The sequence below is a fragment of the Meiothermus cerbereus genome (genome assembly GCF_051297115.1).
Lineage (GTDB): Bacteria > Deinococcota > Deinococci > Deinococcales > Thermaceae > Meiothermus > Meiothermus cerbereus_A.
In genome coordinates this window covers 1-14,290 of the sequence record NZ_JBEVAL010000065.1, presented here as the reverse complement: position 1 = coordinate 14,290, position 14,290 = coordinate 1, and the positions used below count along the sequence as shown (strand labels likewise).

Here is a 14,290-nt window from a genome sequence, read left to right as displayed (position 1 = left end):
TAATGTCGCATAACTCACCCCCGTCCCTTATTTTCCACTGGGTGTCAAGTCCTTTTCCGAATTGGCGTACATTTCTTATCAGTTCATATAGGGTTGGCTGAGCTTGTTGAAGCCAACGCCCCAACGGTCAATACTGGCATCCATCACAGGGTGCTTCCTTCGACAGGCTCAGGGAACACCCGTTATGCCAGACATGGTTATTTCGTCACCCGATAATGCACATTGCCTTTGGTAACATGACGTCCTTCAAATACGCCCACTCTGGTTCTTGGCAAAAATAGATGGCTTTACCTGCTATCGCTCAGGCTCTCTACATCAAGGGAACAATTGAGATTTCACATAAGTTTCTCCAGAGTTGAAATGCAAGATGCTGTTCCGAAAGATCGCTTTAGGAATTGCGTCAGGTACGCATAGACTCATTCCGCGGGGTTTTGTCAATCTACCCTGGCGCAACTTAGACCATTCCGGTTCACAAAAGTGTGCTCCTCAGAACCGGGGAGGACGGGTTTTGCCGTCCAGGGTCAGGAGGGGGCCGTAGAGGTCGGGCCTGCGGTCGCGGAAGAAGCCAAAGCTGGCCCGGAAGGCGCGGGCTTCTTCCAGGTTCAGGTCGGCCAGCAGAACGGTCTCTTCGCTGCGACCGGCCTCGGCCAGCTTGTTGCCCATGTGGTCGGCAATAAAGGAAGAGCCGTAGAAGGTCTGCTCGAGGCCCTCCACCACCTCGGTGCCCACCCGGTTGGCCGCCGCCAGGTAGCAGAGGTTCGCCACCGCATGGCCGATCATGGCGCGCTGCCACATGTCTTTGGTGTCGAGGCCCCCTGCCTCGGCGGGCTCGGAGCCGATGGCCGTGGGGTAAAGCAGCAGCTCGGCCCCCAGCAGGGCCATGCTGCGGGCACACTCGGGGAACCACTGATCCCAGCAGATGCCCGCCCCGATGCAGCCAAAACGAGTCGAGAAGGCCTTGAAGCCGGTATCGCCGGGGTTGAAGTAGTACTTCTCTTCGTAGCCGGGGCCGTCGGGGATGTGCGACTTACGGTAGATGCCCAGGATTTCGCCCGAAGCGTCCACCAGGGCCAGGCTGTTGTAGTAAGCCTGCCCGGCTTTCTCGAAAAACGAGATGGGCAAAACCACGCTTAGCTCCTGGGCCAGCCGCTGGAAGTGGGGCAGAAAAGGGTGGTTTTCCACCGGGTTGGCCAGGGCAAAGAACTTCTCCCGCTCGGCCTGGCAAAAGTAGAGGTTCTCAAACAGCTCCGGCAGGAGCACGATGTTGGCCCCCTGGGCGGCGGCCTGGCGTACCATCTGGGTGGCCTTGGCCACGTTTTGGTCGCGGTTTGTGGTCATGGACATCTGAACCACGGCGAGTCGGGTCATGGCAGCTCCTCTATTGCGGGCGAAACTTTCCATATTTTACCGGCGGGCTGTTGCTGGGTTACGCAGTGAAAGCTGCCCCCGCCGGTAATCAGGTAGCGGCTCTCTAAGCCGATGACCTCGCGTCCAGGGAACAAAGGGCGCAGAATGGCCAGGGCCTCTTCGTCGTGCGGGTCACCGTAGATGGGCACCAGCACCGCCCCGTTGGCGATGTAGAAGTTGGCGTAGGTGAGGGGCAGGCGGGTGTGGGGATCCAGCCAGCGCGGGTTTTTGGGCAGAGGTAGCTCCACGATGCGAAAACCCCCCAGACTGCGCAGAATTTCTAGGTTCTCTTGCAAAGGGTGGTGGTTGGGGTCGTCGGGGTCGGGCGAGACCGAGGTAACGATGGTGTGGGGCGAGGTAAAGCGGGTAAGGGTGTCGATGTGGCCGTCGGTGTGGTCGCCCTCGAGCCCGTTGCCCAGCCAGACTACGCTTTGAATGCCCAAAAACTCCTTCAGGTAGCCCTCCAGCGCCTCTTCGTTCAGGCCGGGGTTGCGCTGTGGCGAGAGCAGGCACTGGCGGGTGGTGAGGCACACCCCCTCCCCGTTGACCTCGAGGCTCCCCCCTTCCATCACGATGCCCGCATTAAACAAACCCATGCCCAGAATACGGGCCATATAGAGGGGCATCTGGTTGTCCTGCTGGGCCGGGTACTTCCCACCCCAGCCGTTGAACTCCCAGTTGACGGCGGCCACCTCGGTTCCAGAGGCCGCAGCGCGGGTTACAAACATGGCCCCCGAGTCGCGCAGCCACAGGTCGTCGTGGGGGATGCGGTGAAAGTGTACGTTCCCCGAGAGCCGGGCTTGGGCGTCGCGCTCGGATTCTTCGTCGTTGACTACCAGATGCACCGGCTCAAAGCGGGCCAGCGTATTGACAAAGGCCGCGAACTCCTGCCGCACGGGCTCCAGGTAGCCCAGCCATTTCTCATCGTCGTAGGGCCAGGCCGTCCAGGTGGCCGCATGGGGGGCCCACTCGGCGGGCATGGCAAAGCCCAGGGCGCGGGGGGTGAGGGTCTTCTCCACAAAGGCTAGAGTATAACAGCCCGGTGAACAGCCGCGTAAGCGGTCTTGTCCCGAAGGGGATCGTCCGCCCGGTGAACAGCCGCGCAGCGGTCTGTCCCGAAGGGGATCGTCCGCTCGGTGAACAGCCGCGCAGCGGTCTGTCCCGAAGGGGATCGTCCGCTCGAGGGAAAACCCTGCTAGGAGGCCCCCAGGGCGGCCTCGAGGTCGGCCCAGAGGTCCTCGAGGTCTTCGATGCCCACGCTCAGCCGCAAAAGCGAGGGGGGCAGGTGGGCCTGGCCGGGGATGGCTGCCCGGCGCTCCATGGTGCTCTCCACCCCCCCCAGGCTGGTGGCGTGGCGGATGAGCTGTACGTTGCGGCAGACCGCATCGGCCTGGGCGGCCCCGCCCTGCAGGTCGAAGGAGATGATGGTGCCAAAGCCCTTTAACACGCGCCGGGCGGTGGCGTGGGTGGGGTGAGAGGGCAGGCCCGGATAGCGCACGCGGGCCACCTGGGGGTGCTGCTGTAGGCGTTCGGCCAGCGCCTGGGCGGTCGCTTGCGCTTTTTGCAGACGTAGCTCGAGCGTTCGTGCGCCCCGCACCGCCAGAAAGGCCTCGAGGGTGCCGGGGGTTGCGCCGCTGAGCTCCCTGGACTTGCGAAGGGCCTGCCACAGGGCCTCGTCGCGGGTGGTGGCGATCCCGCCCAGCAGGTCGGAGTGGCCGCCAATGAACTTGGTGACCGACTGAATCGAGACCGTGGCGCCAAACTCGAGCGGCTGCTGGTTCAGGGGGGTGGCAAAGGTGTTGTCTACCGCCAGTATGGCCCCGGGCTTGCGCGGGGCCGCGCCGATGGCGGCCAGATCCACCACCGTGAGCAGGGGGTTGGAGGGGGACTCCAGCCAGATCAGGTCGGCCTCGCCGCAGGCGCGAATCCAGCCCGCGGTGTCCTCCAAGGCCAGCCGCTGCACCGACCAGCGCCCTTTTTCGGCCCCCGCCAGGGCCAGCCCCACCACCCCCTGGTAGCAGTCGTCCGGCAGCACCACCCCTGCCCCTGCCGGAAGCTGGTCGAAGACTGCCGCCACCGCCGCCATACCCGAGGCGAAGGCCACTGCCCGCCCGGCCTCGAGGCCCCCCACAATCTCTTCGAGGGCCTCCCAGGTGGGGGTGCCGCCGTCGCGGGCATAGGCCCTCTCTGTGCCCAGAACAAAGTTGGAGGCCGGAACCAGCGGGGTATTGAGGGGTTCGCCAGGCCCGGAAGGGCGGCCTGCCGCCACCAGCCAGGAGGCCGCTTTGAGTCGAGAAGGAGGCTTCATTCTCGAAGTATACCAGCCTGGTAGACTGGGCCCATGATTCAACTATTCAATGCCGAGACCGGTGAGCACATCGGCGAGATTAGCCAGGCGCAGCTCGAATTCCTGGTCGCGCAGATGGAAGAAGAGCACCCCGAAGACCAGGACTACTACCTGAACGCCGATCTGCTCGAGGCCTGGCGCGAACAGGGCGCCGACCCGGCCTTGCTGACCTTGCTACAAAAAGCCATGGCGGACAAGGAAGAGCTGACCATTCGCTGGTCGAAGTAACCATCCAGGGCTTGCGGGTTGATTTTTGGGAGCCCGGTATCCCGGACTTTGAAGCCTTGGGCTACGAAAGCGTGGCCTCATCCATCAGGCCTTCGGCCCAGGCCTCGAGGTGGCCCACATCGCCAATCGAGAGCGCGAGGCCCTCGGGGTAGAGCAGGCGGGTGATGGAGGTGTTCTGGATCTGGAACTTGCGCCAGGTGCCGTTTTCCAGCTCGAGCACAATCTTGAGCGCCGCCCGGATGACCCCGCCATGCGTCACCACCACAAAGCGCCCTTCCGGCAGCTCGTCGAAAAATTCCTGCACCCGCCGGGCCAGGTCGGCCATGCTCTCGCCGCCGGGGCGCCGGGTGTTCCAGGGGTCGCGCTGTATGGCTTCGTGGAACTCGGGGTAGAGCTTTTCCATCTCGCTGCGCAAGAGCCCCTGCAACTCGCCCGCATAAATCTCGCGCAGGCGGGGGTCATAGACGGGCGTGAGACGCAGGGCCTCGGCGATGGGCCTGGCGGTGAGGGTGGCCCGCTGTAGGTCGGAACTGTACAGGCCATCGAAGCCCTGGCGGCAGGCGGCCAGACGCTCGGCCACCCGGTAGGCCTGGTGCAGGCCCTGGGGCGAAAGATTAACATCATAATGTCCCTGAAAACGCCCCTCGGCATTCCAGGGTGTCTCACCGTGGCGCAAAAGCCATAGCTCTTTCATAGGTTAGGGCCAGGGCTTCAGACCACCTTAATCCCTGGCGACTCCATGATATAGCCTACCGGGTAGGTTTGGGGTAAAAGTGTCCCGGCCCCAGATGCCATGTCTGGACTCAGAACCAAAATGTAACCAAGCCCCATGTTAAACACACGGTACATCTCCTGCTCGTCGATTTGTCCTGCGCGCTGAATCAGCTCAAAAATGGGCGGGATGGGAAAGCTGCCCCGCCGGATCTCGGCCCCTAGCCCTTCTGGCAGCACCCGGGGCAGGTTCTCAAACACCCCTCCGCCGGTGATGTGGGCCATGGCGCGAATCTCGAGGCCCTCGCGCTGGAGCAGATCCACCTCGCGCAGGTAGCAGCGGTGGGGCGCCAGCAGGGCCTCGGCCAGCGACTGCCCGCCCAGTTCGGGCTGGGGTTCTTCCAGGTTCCACCCCGCGAACACCTTGCGGGCCAGGCTGTAGCCGTTGGTGTGCAGCCCCGAGGAGGGCAAGGCCAGGAGCACATCGCCGGGTTGTACCCTGGAGCCATCCACCACCTGGGCCTTGTCTACCACCCCCACAATGGTGCCTACCAGGTCGAGGCCGTCTTCCTGATACACCCCTGGCATCTCGGCGGTCTCGCCTCCCAGGAGGGGAATCCCTACCGCCTTGCAGGCCTCGGCCAGTGATTCCAGCACCACCGCCAGCACCTCGGCCTCGAGCCGCGCGCTGGCGATGTAATCCATAAAAAAGAGGGGCCGGGCCCCCTGTACCAGCAGGTCGTTGACCGAGTGGTTCACGATGTCGAAACCCAGCCCCCCGTAGCGCCCGGTCTGGGCGGCCAGGAGGGTTTTGGTGCCCACCCCGTCGGTGGAGGCCACCAGCACCGGCTCGGCCATCTCTTTGAGCCGGGAGACCTCGAGCATCCCCCCAAAAGCCCCGATGCCCCGCAGCACCTGGGGGGTGTAGGTTTCCTTGATTTTGTTGGCGGCGGCTTTCAGAGCACCCGCCTTGCGGTCAATGTCCACCCCAGCATCTAGATAGTTCATAGCTCTACCCCCAGCATCTCGCTGAGCATTTTCTTGACCACGTCGGCCTTGGCGGTGCCCTTGGTTTCTTTCATGATGGGGCCCAGAAGGGCGTTGGCGGCCTTGAGGTTGCCGTCCTTGATCTGCTCCACCACCTTAGGGTGGGCGGTGACCACCCGTTCCACAATGGGCCGCAGTGCGCCCTCGTCCGAGACCGAGCGCAGGCCGCGCTCCTCCACCAGTTGCAAAGGGCTGGCCCCTTGCATCACCTCGGGCAGAAGCTGGCTCAAGACCCGGTTGGTGATCTCGCGCCGCTCGAACAGGCCGGCTAACGCGGCCAGGTGTTGGGGGGTAAGGGCGGTTTGCTGCACCTCCAGCTGCCGCTCGTTCAGGTAACCGGCCACGTCGGCGTTGAGCAGGTTGGCGATGGTTTGCGGGTTGCCCTGGTAGTGGGCCAGCGTTTGGTCGAAGAACTGGGCCAGCGAGGGGCTATAGGCCAGGATTTCCGCGTCGTAGGGGCGCACCCCGCTTTCCACATAGCGGGCGTACTTCTGGGCCGGCAGCTCGGGCATCCCGGCTTTGAGCCGCCCAAGCCAGGCCTCGTCCACCACGATGGGGGGCAGGTCGGGGTCGGGAAAGTAGCGGTAGTCGGCCTCGCCTTCCTTGAGGCGCATAACATAGGTTTTGCCGGCGGCCTCGTCCCAGCCCAGGGTGGCCTGCTCCACCTTGCGACCGCTACGCAGCAGCTCTTGCTGCCGTTTAATCTCGTACTCGAGGGCCCGCGCCACGCTGCGGAAGGAGTTGAGGTTCTTGATTTCCACCTTGGTGCCCAAAGGCCCCCCCACGGGCCGCACCGAGACGTTCACATCGGCCCGCATCTTGCCCTCTTCGGGGTTGGCATCCGAAACACCCAGGGTCTGGGCGATGGAGCGAATGTGCGAGAGGAAGGCCCGGGCCTGCTCGGGGGTGCGGATATCCGGCTCGGTCACCATCTCGATGAGGGGCGAACCGGCCCGGTTGAGGTCTATTAAGGAGTAGGAAGCCCCCTCGGGGTGGGTAGACTTGGCCGCGTCTTCCTCGAGGTGCACCCGTTTGATGCGCACGGTCTGCCCCTCCACCTCCAGATGCCCGTGCTCGGCAATGGGCAGGTCGTACTGCGAAATCTGGTAGTTTTTGGGCATATCCGGGTAGTAGTAGCTCTTGCGGTGAAACTGCGTCCAGGGGGCAATGCGGCAGTTCAGGGCCAGCCCAAACAGAAGGCCAAACTCCACGGCCTGGGCGTTGACCACCGGCAGCACCCCCGGCAGCCCCAAGCAGACCGGGCAGGTATGGGTATTGGGCGGGTCGCCAAAATAGTCGGCGTCGCAACTACAGAACATCTTGCTTCTGGTTTTGAGGTGCAGGTGGACTTCCAGCCCCACCACCGCTTCGAACTCCGGCATACCCGGATATTATAGAGCGCTCTTCCTGGCTAATTTCACTGCTGTGTCCTGTGCAGGCTGCAATGGGGCGGCAACTGTCTCCAGGCCCATGTTGAAAAATGGCTTGCTGGCTAGTATGGGCCTGGAGGTCAAACGATGTCTGAACCGATACACCAAGCAACACCCAGCGTAGCGATGGACAGGATCGGGCGGGCCGCCCTGATTGGGGGGGTGCTGTCGACGGTGGGCAACCTGGTGGTGTTTTTTGTGGCGGGCTGGCTGGGGGTTGGCCTGCAGATTACTGCGGCCCCAGGCTCGAGCACCCTGGTGCCGCTGCAAATTGGGCCGGTGGTTCTGGCCAGCCTGCTTCCGGCGCTGCCCGCGGGCTTGCTGCTGGCTGTTCTGGCCCGCTTTATGCCCAACCCCTGGACTGTGTTTATGGCGATTGCGGGGGTGTTTCTGGTGGTTTCCTTTATGGGGCCCATCAACCTTCCCACCGACCCCGTCAACGAGCTGGTGCTGAACCTGATGCACGTGGTATCGGGGGTGGCGATTGTGGGTGCTTTGTGGAGGTTTGCTCGAGCCTAAAAGCCTAAGCAGCCGTGGAAGTCTGGGCGGGCAGGTGTTAGAATCTGGGTTGCTTGCCTGGGCAAGCCCTTTGCGCTCGTAGCTCAGCTTGGATAGAGCGAAGGTTTCCTAAACCTTAGGTCGCAGGTTCGAGTCCTGCCGGGCGCACCAGTCCAGGACGAGAAAAACCGGAGTCTCCAGGACTCCGGTTGCTGTCTTTGCCTCACCCCGCTACTTCCAGTATTTCATCGCCGGGTTGTCCACCTCGAAATCGCCCCGCGCCAGGGCCACCAGCCGCTCCAGGGGCCAGCCCTCCTCGGCGTTCCACCCAAGGGCGCGCTCGAGGTATTTCTCGGGCATCATCTCAAAACCCTCAATCTCCCGCACCGGACGGATGCTCTTCCTGAGCGCTTCGAGGCTTCCGTTCATCTGGTAGAGGCTGTCTTTCCCGGCCACGTGGTGCTCGCTGTAGCCCCACTCACCGCGCCCGTTGACCCAGAGAATCCGCTTAGGGCCAATCCCGCCGCCGTAGTTGCGCCAGGGGCCGGGAATGCTGGGGGGTGCCACGGTCTGGGTGTACAGCACCGCCACCCAGCCCCCACCGGCCTCGGGGTGGGGGACGCGGAAAGCGGCGTTGGGCGGCTCGCCATCGTCGTCGTTGGTGCTAAGGTCATCGCGGCCTGCAAGCTCTAGCATGTGGTTGACGTCTGTTGCGCCCCAAAGAACCGTCGTGGGTCTGTAAATGTCGTTCTCCACGACGCCCAGCGTAGCACCACATGAAAAGCGCCTCGGTTCCGCTTATTGGAAAACTTCGGCTTCGGTTGCTGGGCCCTCTTGGGGGTTGGCCTGGCTGGGCTCGCTGGGCTGTTCAGCGCGGCTTGGTTTTGCGGGTGGGCACAGCGTTCCAGGGGTCTTCGGGCCAGGGGTGCTTGCTATAGCGCCCACGCAGCTCCTTGCGTATTTCGGGGTAGGTGTTGTTCCAGAAGCTTTTTAGGTCCTGGGTCACCTGGATGGGCCGCTGGGCTGGCGAGAGCAGGTGCAGCAAGACTGGGGTGCGGCCCTCGTTGACGGTGGGGGTATCGGCTAAGCCGAACATTTCCTGCAGCTTTACCGCCAGCACCGGCGGGCTGCCATCTTGGATGTAGGTCAGCTTGATGCGCGAACCGCTGGGCACCTCGAGCCGGGTGGGGGCCAGCACCTCCAGCCGGGCCGGCAGTGGCCAGGGCAAAAGCCCACCCAGAATGCTACTGAGCTCGAGGCGGGCAAAGTCCTCGCGGCGCGAGACCCCTTCCAGCCAAGGGGCCAGCCAGTCCTCGAGGGTCTCGAGCAGGTGCGTATCGGAGACATCGGGCCAGCCTTCCTGGGGCCGCCAGCTTCGCAGGCTCAGCACGCGGGCCTGCCACTGGCGCAGCTCCTCCGTCCAGGGCAGCAACCCCAGGCCCTCCGTGCGTACCACCCGGCACAATACCTCGCGGCGCTTGCTGGGCTCGAGGCGCACAAGGGGCTCCCGGGCCAGCACCACCTCCCCAATCCGCAACTCGCGCTGGGCCAGCAGAACCCCGTTGCGGGCGTCCCAGGCCACGTTCTCGACGGGCCGGGCCAGGGGGGTCAGATGCTCAGGCTCGACTGGCGCTGCCAGAAAGATGCGCCCTTCCTCCTGGCCGGCGTCCAGATGGGCCACCGCCAGCCAGGGCGTTCCGGCCAGGGGGTCGTCCTGGTCCAGGCGTACCCCGCGCCCCCCCGAGAGGCGGTAGCGCAGGGGCTCGCCCCCTTCGCGCAGGCGGGCCAGGCGGTCGGGGTAGGCCAGGGCCAGCAGCATCCCAATGGCCCGATCTTCAGGGGGTCGGTTGTCTGGCCCCACGCCCAGGCGCTTGCGCCACTGTGCGCTCAGGCGCTCGACCCTCAAAAGCACGCTGGCCTCGGCGCCGTGCAGTGTCTGCTTGCTCTGGCGCCAGTGTCGCAGGGCCGCTACCCGCAGGGCCAGATCGGCCCCGCGCTCCTTTGGCAGGGGGTCGCGCTCCTCCAGCAAGGCGGCCAGATCAGCGGCCAGGGCGCTTTGCTGCAGGGCCTGGCCCTCCAGCAGCAGGTGGGCCAGCCGGGGGTGGGTGGGCCAGGCCAGCATGGCTTTACCCCGCTCGGTCAGGGTGTGGTTATCCAGTGCCCCTAAGGCCTTCAGCAGGTCGCGGGCCTGCCCGATGGCCCCTTTGGGGGGTGGTGTGATCCAGTCCAGCGCATAAGGATCCTGCACGCCCCACTGGGCCAGCTCGAGCGCCAGCGGGGCCAGGTCGGCCTCCAGAATCTCCGGCGGGCGCTGGGCCAGAAGCTGCCCGTCGGTGGCCGGGCTCCACAGGCGGTAGCAGACCCCCGGCCCCAGGCGTCCGGCCCGTCCGGCCCGCTGCATTGCGGCATCGCGGGTGACCCGCACCGTCGTCAGGCGGGTCAGGCCACTGCCCGCATCGAAGCGGGGGAGCCTCGAGTACCCCGCGTCCACCACCACCCGGATGCCCTCGATGGTCAGGCTGGTCTCGGCAATGGAGGTCGAAAGCACCACCTTGCGCCGGGCCGGGTCGGGCAGGATGGCGGCCTGCTGGGCCGAGAGCGGCAGGTCGCCGTAGAGCGGGGTGAGCTTAACCTCGGGGTGGCGCTGGGCCAGCAGCCGCTCGACACGGGTGATCTCGGCGACCCCAGGCAGAAAGACCAGCACGTCGCCCTCGTGCTCGGCCAGGGCGCGCGAGACCGCACCTGCCACCACTCCCGGCAGGGGGCCTTCGGGGTCTTTGGGCAGGTAGCGGATTTCCACCGGATATTGCCGCCCTTCTGCCGTCAGGACGGGCGCACCCAGGTGTCGGCCCAGCCCCTCAGCGTCCAGCGTGGCCGACATCAGCAAGAGGCGCAGGTCCTGGCGCAGGGCCTGCTGCACCTCGCGGCACAGCACCAGCCCCAGGTCGGCCTGGAGGCTGCGCTCGTGGAACTCATCGAAGATGACCAGCCCCACCCCCTCCAGGCCGGGGTCTTGTTGCAGGCGGCGGGTCAGGATGCCCTCGGTAAGCACCTCGATGCGGGTGGCCGGCCCCACCCGGCTCTCGAAGCGTATCCGGTAACCCACCGTCTGGCCCACCTCCTCGCCCAGCAGGTCGGCCATCCGCGCGGCCACACTCTGGGCAGCCAGGCGGCGGGGCTGCAACATCCAGATTTTCTGGCCCTTTAGCCAGGGCTCGTTTAGCACTTCCAGCGGCAGCACTGTGCTCTTGCCCGCACCGGGTGGGGCTTGCAGAACCACGCTGCGCTGCGAGTTCAGGGCTTTTCGCAACGCGGGCAGAACCGAATAGATGGGCAGGCTGGTTTCAGACATGGTCGCAACTTCCGCCCTGGTATTTTCGCACAGGCGCCCCTCCACAGGGCTGCTACCCTGGGGGCAAGGTGTTTGGGATTTTGTGGTTTCTGCTCTCGGTATTTGCGGCCTGGATGGCCGCCCAACTGGTACGGCAACCCCGCTTCTGGCGTAACGAGTCGCCTGCTCTGGGGGAGGTGGTCTCGGTCTGGCTGATTCTGACCCTGGTGATGGCCGGTAGCCTGGTGGGTTTGGGGGAGCTTTTGGCGCAGCTCTGGTTCCATAGCCCCGCCTGGCTGAGTCTGCGCTAAAATGAGGGAAATCTAAGAAACGCTCGAGGGGTTTTTGATGTCGGATTTCGACAAGGGTTTTTGTTTTCTTCCAATATCTTTTGTGGGTATGAGCAGAGCCGAGGAATACCTGCCCTGGGCCGAGACGTTCATCCGCGCCCGGCGGGTGGTAGCAGTACGAATAGACGACAACCAAGGTGAATACGAAGCCCTGAGCGAGACCGGCTCGAGCTACTTTATCGAGCGGCTCGAGCAGGCCCAGGCCCTACTGCTGGTTTTGCAGGGGCGCTCGAGCAAGACCCAGCTCGAGGGCCTGGTGCAGTAGCGCGGCCTACCCAAGGCAATTTTTCCCGGAACACCTGCCAGAAGAGGCGGGTGTTTTGCTTTAGCTGGCTCAAGAATCCCGCAACTGACGGGAGCCTGAGCTTCGAGACCTGAGACCCCGATCTCGGGTGTTCTCAAAATGTGCTTTTTACCGAACTGGGCTGCATGTGCAATACTGCGACTTTGACCATGCAGATTTTCATAATCGCTTTTCAAGCTTGTGGTAGCAACGTAAAGCGCAGGTTGACTTGTGCATTCGTCACAGGATATGTGCTGGGGGTTGGCTATTCTGAAAATCATAATGAAATATCTTGTTTCTTTTCTAGCAATTGTTCTAGCTCTTGCAAAAGGGCAGTCCTGTTCACCTGAAGTCACAAAGTCTGTATTTGTCCCCCCCAAGCAGTACCACTACGTTTTTGTGGTGGATACTTCCGGCTCGATGATGGGCCTGGGAGACGGTAAAGGGCGGGTGGTTTTTCCCCGCGTCAAGGAGGAAATCAAAAAATTTGTTGCCCAGGTTCCTCCAGAAAGCCGCGTTACTATCCAGCCCTTTGATGCGGGTCTTGGTTCAGGTTTCACGGCCTCTCTACCTGCGGGAAAAGAGGCCATCAATGCATATCTGAACAACCTACAGGCCAAAGGGAACCAGACGCATGTCTATGCGGCACTTATAAAGATACTTCAAGACCTAGAGAATCAGCGGCGGCCCGAGGAAGCGTATACCGTTTACGTATTTACAGATGGGAAGGACAACGACCCAGGCCCTCTCACCATCGATGACGTAACACGTCGCTACAAGCTAAAACGCGGTCCTTATGACTGGCTTTTTTATATTAGCCTGGGAATTCCCACGCCCGAAGAGGTAAGGAAATCTCTGAGCGGTGCGCCAAACACAAGAACCCTGGATGCTGCTCCCAACCAGGTGCCAACCCTCACCGAGATCACCTTGCGGCCCGGTTCCTTAGAGCTGGGCAATCTGTGGGAAAAACCCAGCGCTCAACGGGAAATTTTGTTGCAGACCCAGGGCACCCCCCAGTCTGTGGGCCTCGAGGTGATGGCGCCTGAGCTGGAAAAGCAAGGGGCCTTCCTCGAGGTCAACCCAAGCTCCCTACCTGCACGGGGTACTGCCCAGGTAACCTTTAATTTGCGTAACCCCGAGAACCTTATCCACGGACAGCACAGCGCCTGGCTTTGCTTGAAAGCGGGGCCTACCACTGTAATTCGCCCCCAAGCAGCACTGGTACGTTTTTCCTACCACCCGCCCGGCGAATACACCCTAATGCCTGTGGAGATGCCTTCGGGCCTGCAACTCGCCAAGGGCGAGGACGCCTCCCTGCGCTACCGCCTCGAGGGCAACGCCTGGGCCAAAGAGCCCGCGGAGGTGCGGGTAAATGCACCCGAGGGCCTGGAGGTTTTTGTTAATGGCCAGAAGGGTTCGGCTAGGGTCTCTCCTGGGCAAAACGTAGAACTCAAGCTTGTCAATCAGGGGCTGGGCGCAGGAGTTACCCAGACCCCTGGGCTCGAGGTAGTGGTGCCCCCCGGTAGCCAGGCCAAAGCCCCCTCTAGCCTTCCCCCAGTAACCCAGCCCATGACGCTTTGGGACTGGTTGATGCGTTTGTGGTGGCTGGCCCTGCTGCTTCTGCTTTTACTGTTTGGGCTTCTGTGGCTGTGGTGGCGTTCCCAGCAACCCTGGGGCAAAGCCCACTACATCGCCTCGCCGAAAAAGGGATGCCAAGAGAAAGAGGTATCTCTGAAGAAGACCGCTGACTTGGGCCAGCTGGTGGGGGAGGAGGGGCTCGAGGGCGTGCGCTTGCAGAAGAAAGGCAACGCCCCCTTTCTGGCCGACTTACCCGCAGACGTTACGGCTGAATCCAACGGCATTCGTATCGAACCCAACAGCCGATTGGAGTGGGGAGAAAAAATCACATTCCGCAACCTGGCAGGGGAGGAGCTGGGCAGCGTAGAGCTGCAAAAGAGGTGAATTAATGAACCAGAATGCCAAGTCCACCAAAAGGCTCAAGCGCACCGTGCTGATAGGCTTAGGAGGAACCGGAAAAAAAGCCTTGCTGCATGCCAAAAAGCGTTTTCTGGAGACCTTTGGCGAAGACCCACCCCTGGTGAAGTACCTGCTGATCGATACCACCAGCAGCAATGCTGACCGGGTTGCTGCCGAAACCCCCTCTGGACGGGTGGATGTTCGACTTAAGGCCGATGAAATCCTGCATATCGAAGCCCGTGGGGCCAGCCTGCTGCCACAGGTTCATGACGAAATTCGTGAGTGGTTTCCACCCAAGGCCGACCTCAAAGCCAACATTCTCTCGGGGGCCGGTCAGATCAGGGCCCTGGGCCGCCTGGCCCTTTTTGCCAACGCCACCATCGTCTACGAAAACCTGCGTGACCTGCTGGCCCTGGCCCGGGACTATCGCGACGAAAGGCCCAGCGATCGCCAGAAGCATGTTTACGAACCCTATACCCCTCACCTCACCGTAGCCCTGGTGGGCTCGCTGGCTGGGGGTACTGGCTCAGGCATCTTCCTGGATGTGGCCTTTGCCCTGCGGCAGCTCATGAAGGATGAAGACCAGCTCTTCGGCTACTTGCTTCTGCCCGATATTTATGTTAACTCAAGTTGCCACCTAGACATTCCGAGCTAGAAAGCAAAAACTAAGGCCACTAGAAC

General features: G+C 62.9%; 14 protein-coding genes and 1 tRNA gene. 7 read left to right on the top strand and 8 right to left on the bottom strand.

Annotated elements, in window-relative coordinates; genetic code table 11:
* Positions 1-486: 486 nt before the first annotated feature.
* From aguB to ABWU19_RS11745, 3 genes are all read right to left on the bottom strand, one after another.
* Entirely contained in the window at positions 487-1,368 is an 882-nt protein-coding gene (gene aguB, locus ABWU19_RS11755; RefSeq protein ID WP_435901871.1) for an N-carbamoylputrescine amidase, read from the bottom strand.
* Entirely contained in the window at positions 1,365-2,426 is a 1,062-nt protein-coding gene (locus ABWU19_RS11750; RefSeq protein WP_435901870.1) for an agmatine deiminase family protein, read from the bottom strand. Before ABWU19_RS11750 ends, aguB begins: the two co-directional genes overlap by 4 nt.
* A 176-nt stretch (positions 2,427-2,602) precedes the next feature.
* Positions 2,603-3,715 (bottom strand): trans-sulfuration enzyme family protein, encoded by a 1,113-nt coding sequence (locus ABWU19_RS11745; protein ID WP_435901869.1) that lies wholly within the window; start codon positions 3,713-3,715, stop codon positions 2,603-2,605.
* Positions 3,716-3,748: 33 nt separating this feature from the next.
* On the opposite strand from ABWU19_RS11745, the gene ABWU19_RS11740 reads away from it, so the two are divergent.
* On the top strand, positions 3,749-3,982 hold the full coding sequence (locus tag ABWU19_RS11740; protein ID WP_435901868.1) for a galactosyldiacylglycerol synthase: 234 nt from the start codon (positions 3,749-3,751) through the stop codon (positions 3,980-3,982).
* 61 nt (positions 3,983-4,043) lie between these two features.
* Here ABWU19_RS11740 and ABWU19_RS11735 read toward each other — a convergent pair whose 3' ends face one another.
* From ABWU19_RS11735 to gatB, 3 genes are read right to left on the bottom strand one after another with little or no spacing between them, the layout of a single operon-like run.
* Complete coding sequence (locus ABWU19_RS11735; RefSeq protein ID WP_435901867.1) at positions 4,044-4,676, bottom strand: histidine phosphatase family protein; 633 nt, start codon at positions 4,674-4,676, stop codon at positions 4,044-4,046.
* A gap of 17 nt (positions 4,677-4,693) precedes the next feature.
* Positions 4,694-5,701, bottom strand: coding sequence for a phosphoribosylformylglycinamidine cyclo-ligase (purM, locus tag ABWU19_RS11730; protein ID WP_435901866.1), 1,008 nt, complete (start codon positions 5,699-5,701; stop codon positions 4,694-4,696).
* A complete protein-coding gene (gene gatB / locus ABWU19_RS11725; RefSeq protein WP_435901865.1) occupies positions 5,698-7,122 on the bottom strand; it encodes an Asp-tRNA(Asn)/Glu-tRNA(Gln) amidotransferase subunit GatB in 1,425 nt (474 codons plus the stop codon). The genes purM and gatB overlap by 4 nt, the downstream gene beginning before the upstream one ends.
* A 135-nt stretch (positions 7,123-7,257) precedes the next feature.
* Between gatB and ABWU19_RS11720 the strand changes: the two genes are divergently transcribed.
* Positions 7,258-7,689 (top strand): DUF6069 family protein, encoded by a 432-nt coding sequence (locus ABWU19_RS11720; protein ID WP_435901864.1) that lies wholly within the window; start codon positions 7,258-7,260, stop codon positions 7,687-7,689.
* Positions 7,690-7,761: 72 nt separating this feature from the next.
* Positions 7,762-7,839, top strand: a tRNA-Arg gene (locus tag ABWU19_RS11715).
* Between the two features lie 60 nt (positions 7,840-7,899).
* On the opposite strand, the gene ABWU19_RS11710 is transcribed toward ABWU19_RS11715, so the two are convergent.
* Positions 7,900-8,424 (bottom strand): hypothetical protein, encoded by a 525-nt coding sequence (locus ABWU19_RS11710; RefSeq protein WP_435901863.1) that lies wholly within the window; start codon positions 8,422-8,424, stop codon positions 7,900-7,902.
* 112 nt (positions 8,425-8,536) lie between these two features.
* Positions 8,537-11,020, bottom strand: coding sequence for an ATP-dependent helicase HrpB (gene hrpB / locus ABWU19_RS11705; RefSeq protein ID WP_435901862.1), 2,484 nt, complete (start codon positions 11,018-11,020; stop codon positions 8,537-8,539).
* 68 nt (positions 11,021-11,088) lie between these two features.
* Here hrpB and ABWU19_RS11700 point away from each other — a divergent pair, with 68 nt between their 5' ends.
* The 4 genes from ABWU19_RS11700 to ABWU19_RS11685 all read left to right on the top strand — a co-directional run bounded on the left by ABWU19_RS11700 (position 11,089) and on the right by ABWU19_RS11685 (position 14,264).
* Complete coding sequence (locus tag ABWU19_RS11700; RefSeq protein WP_435901861.1) at positions 11,089-11,310, top strand: hypothetical protein; 222 nt, start codon at positions 11,089-11,091, stop codon at positions 11,308-11,310.
* A gap of 88 nt (positions 11,311-11,398) precedes the next feature.
* Positions 11,399-11,614: a hypothetical protein gene (locus ABWU19_RS11695; protein ID WP_435901860.1), complete on the top strand. Its 216-nt coding sequence runs from the start codon at positions 11,399-11,401 to the stop codon at positions 11,612-11,614.
* A gap of 417 nt (positions 11,615-12,031) precedes the next feature.
* Entirely contained in the window at positions 12,032-13,594 is a 1,563-nt protein-coding gene (locus ABWU19_RS11690) for a VWA domain-containing protein (protein ID WP_435901859.1), read from the top strand.
* Positions 13,595-13,598: 4 nt separating this feature from the next.
* The gene (locus ABWU19_RS11685) at positions 13,599-14,264 is read left to right on the top strand and encodes a tubulin-like doman-containing protein (RefSeq protein ID WP_435901858.1); all 666 of its coding nucleotides are present in this window, start codon (positions 13,599-13,601) and stop codon (positions 14,262-14,264) included.
* Positions 14,265-14,290: the final 26 nt, after the last annotated feature.

Excerpts from the sequence above, each read along its gene's own strand:
- ABWU19_RS11745 (WP_435901869.1), bottom strand. The coding sequence starts at position 3,715 with ATGAAGCCTCCTTCTCGACTCAAAGCGGCCTCCTGGCTGGTGGCGGCA.
- gatB (WP_435901865.1), bottom strand. The coding sequence starts at position 7,122 with ATGCCGGAGTTCGAAGCGGTGGTGGGGCTGGAAGTCCACCTGCACCTC.
- ABWU19_RS11740 (WP_435901868.1), top strand. The coding sequence starts at position 3,749 with ATGATTCAACTATTCAATGCCGAGACCGGTGAGCACATCGGCGAGATT.
- ABWU19_RS11685 (WP_435901858.1), top strand. The coding sequence starts at position 13,599 with ATGAACCAGAATGCCAAGTCCACCAAAAGGCTCAAGCGCACCGTGCTG.
- purM (WP_435901866.1), bottom strand. The coding sequence starts at position 5,701 with ATGAACTATCTAGATGCTGGGGTGGACATTGACCGCAAGGCGGGTGCT.
- hrpB (WP_435901862.1), bottom strand. The coding sequence starts at position 11,020 with ATGTCTGAAACCAGCCTGCCCATCTATTCGGTTCTGCCCGCGTTGCGA.
- ABWU19_RS11720 (WP_435901864.1), top strand. The coding sequence starts at position 7,258 with ATGTCTGAACCGATACACCAAGCAACACCCAGCGTAGCGATGGACAGG.
- ABWU19_RS11735 (WP_435901867.1), bottom strand. The coding sequence starts at position 4,676 with ATGAAAGAGCTATGGCTTTTGCGCCACGGTGAGACACCCTGGAATGCC.
- aguB (WP_435901871.1), bottom strand. The coding sequence starts at position 1,368 with ATGACCCGACTCGCCGTGGTTCAGATGTCCATGACCACAAACCGCGAC.
- ABWU19_RS11695 (WP_435901860.1), top strand. The coding sequence starts at position 11,399 with ATGAGCAGAGCCGAGGAATACCTGCCCTGGGCCGAGACGTTCATCCGC.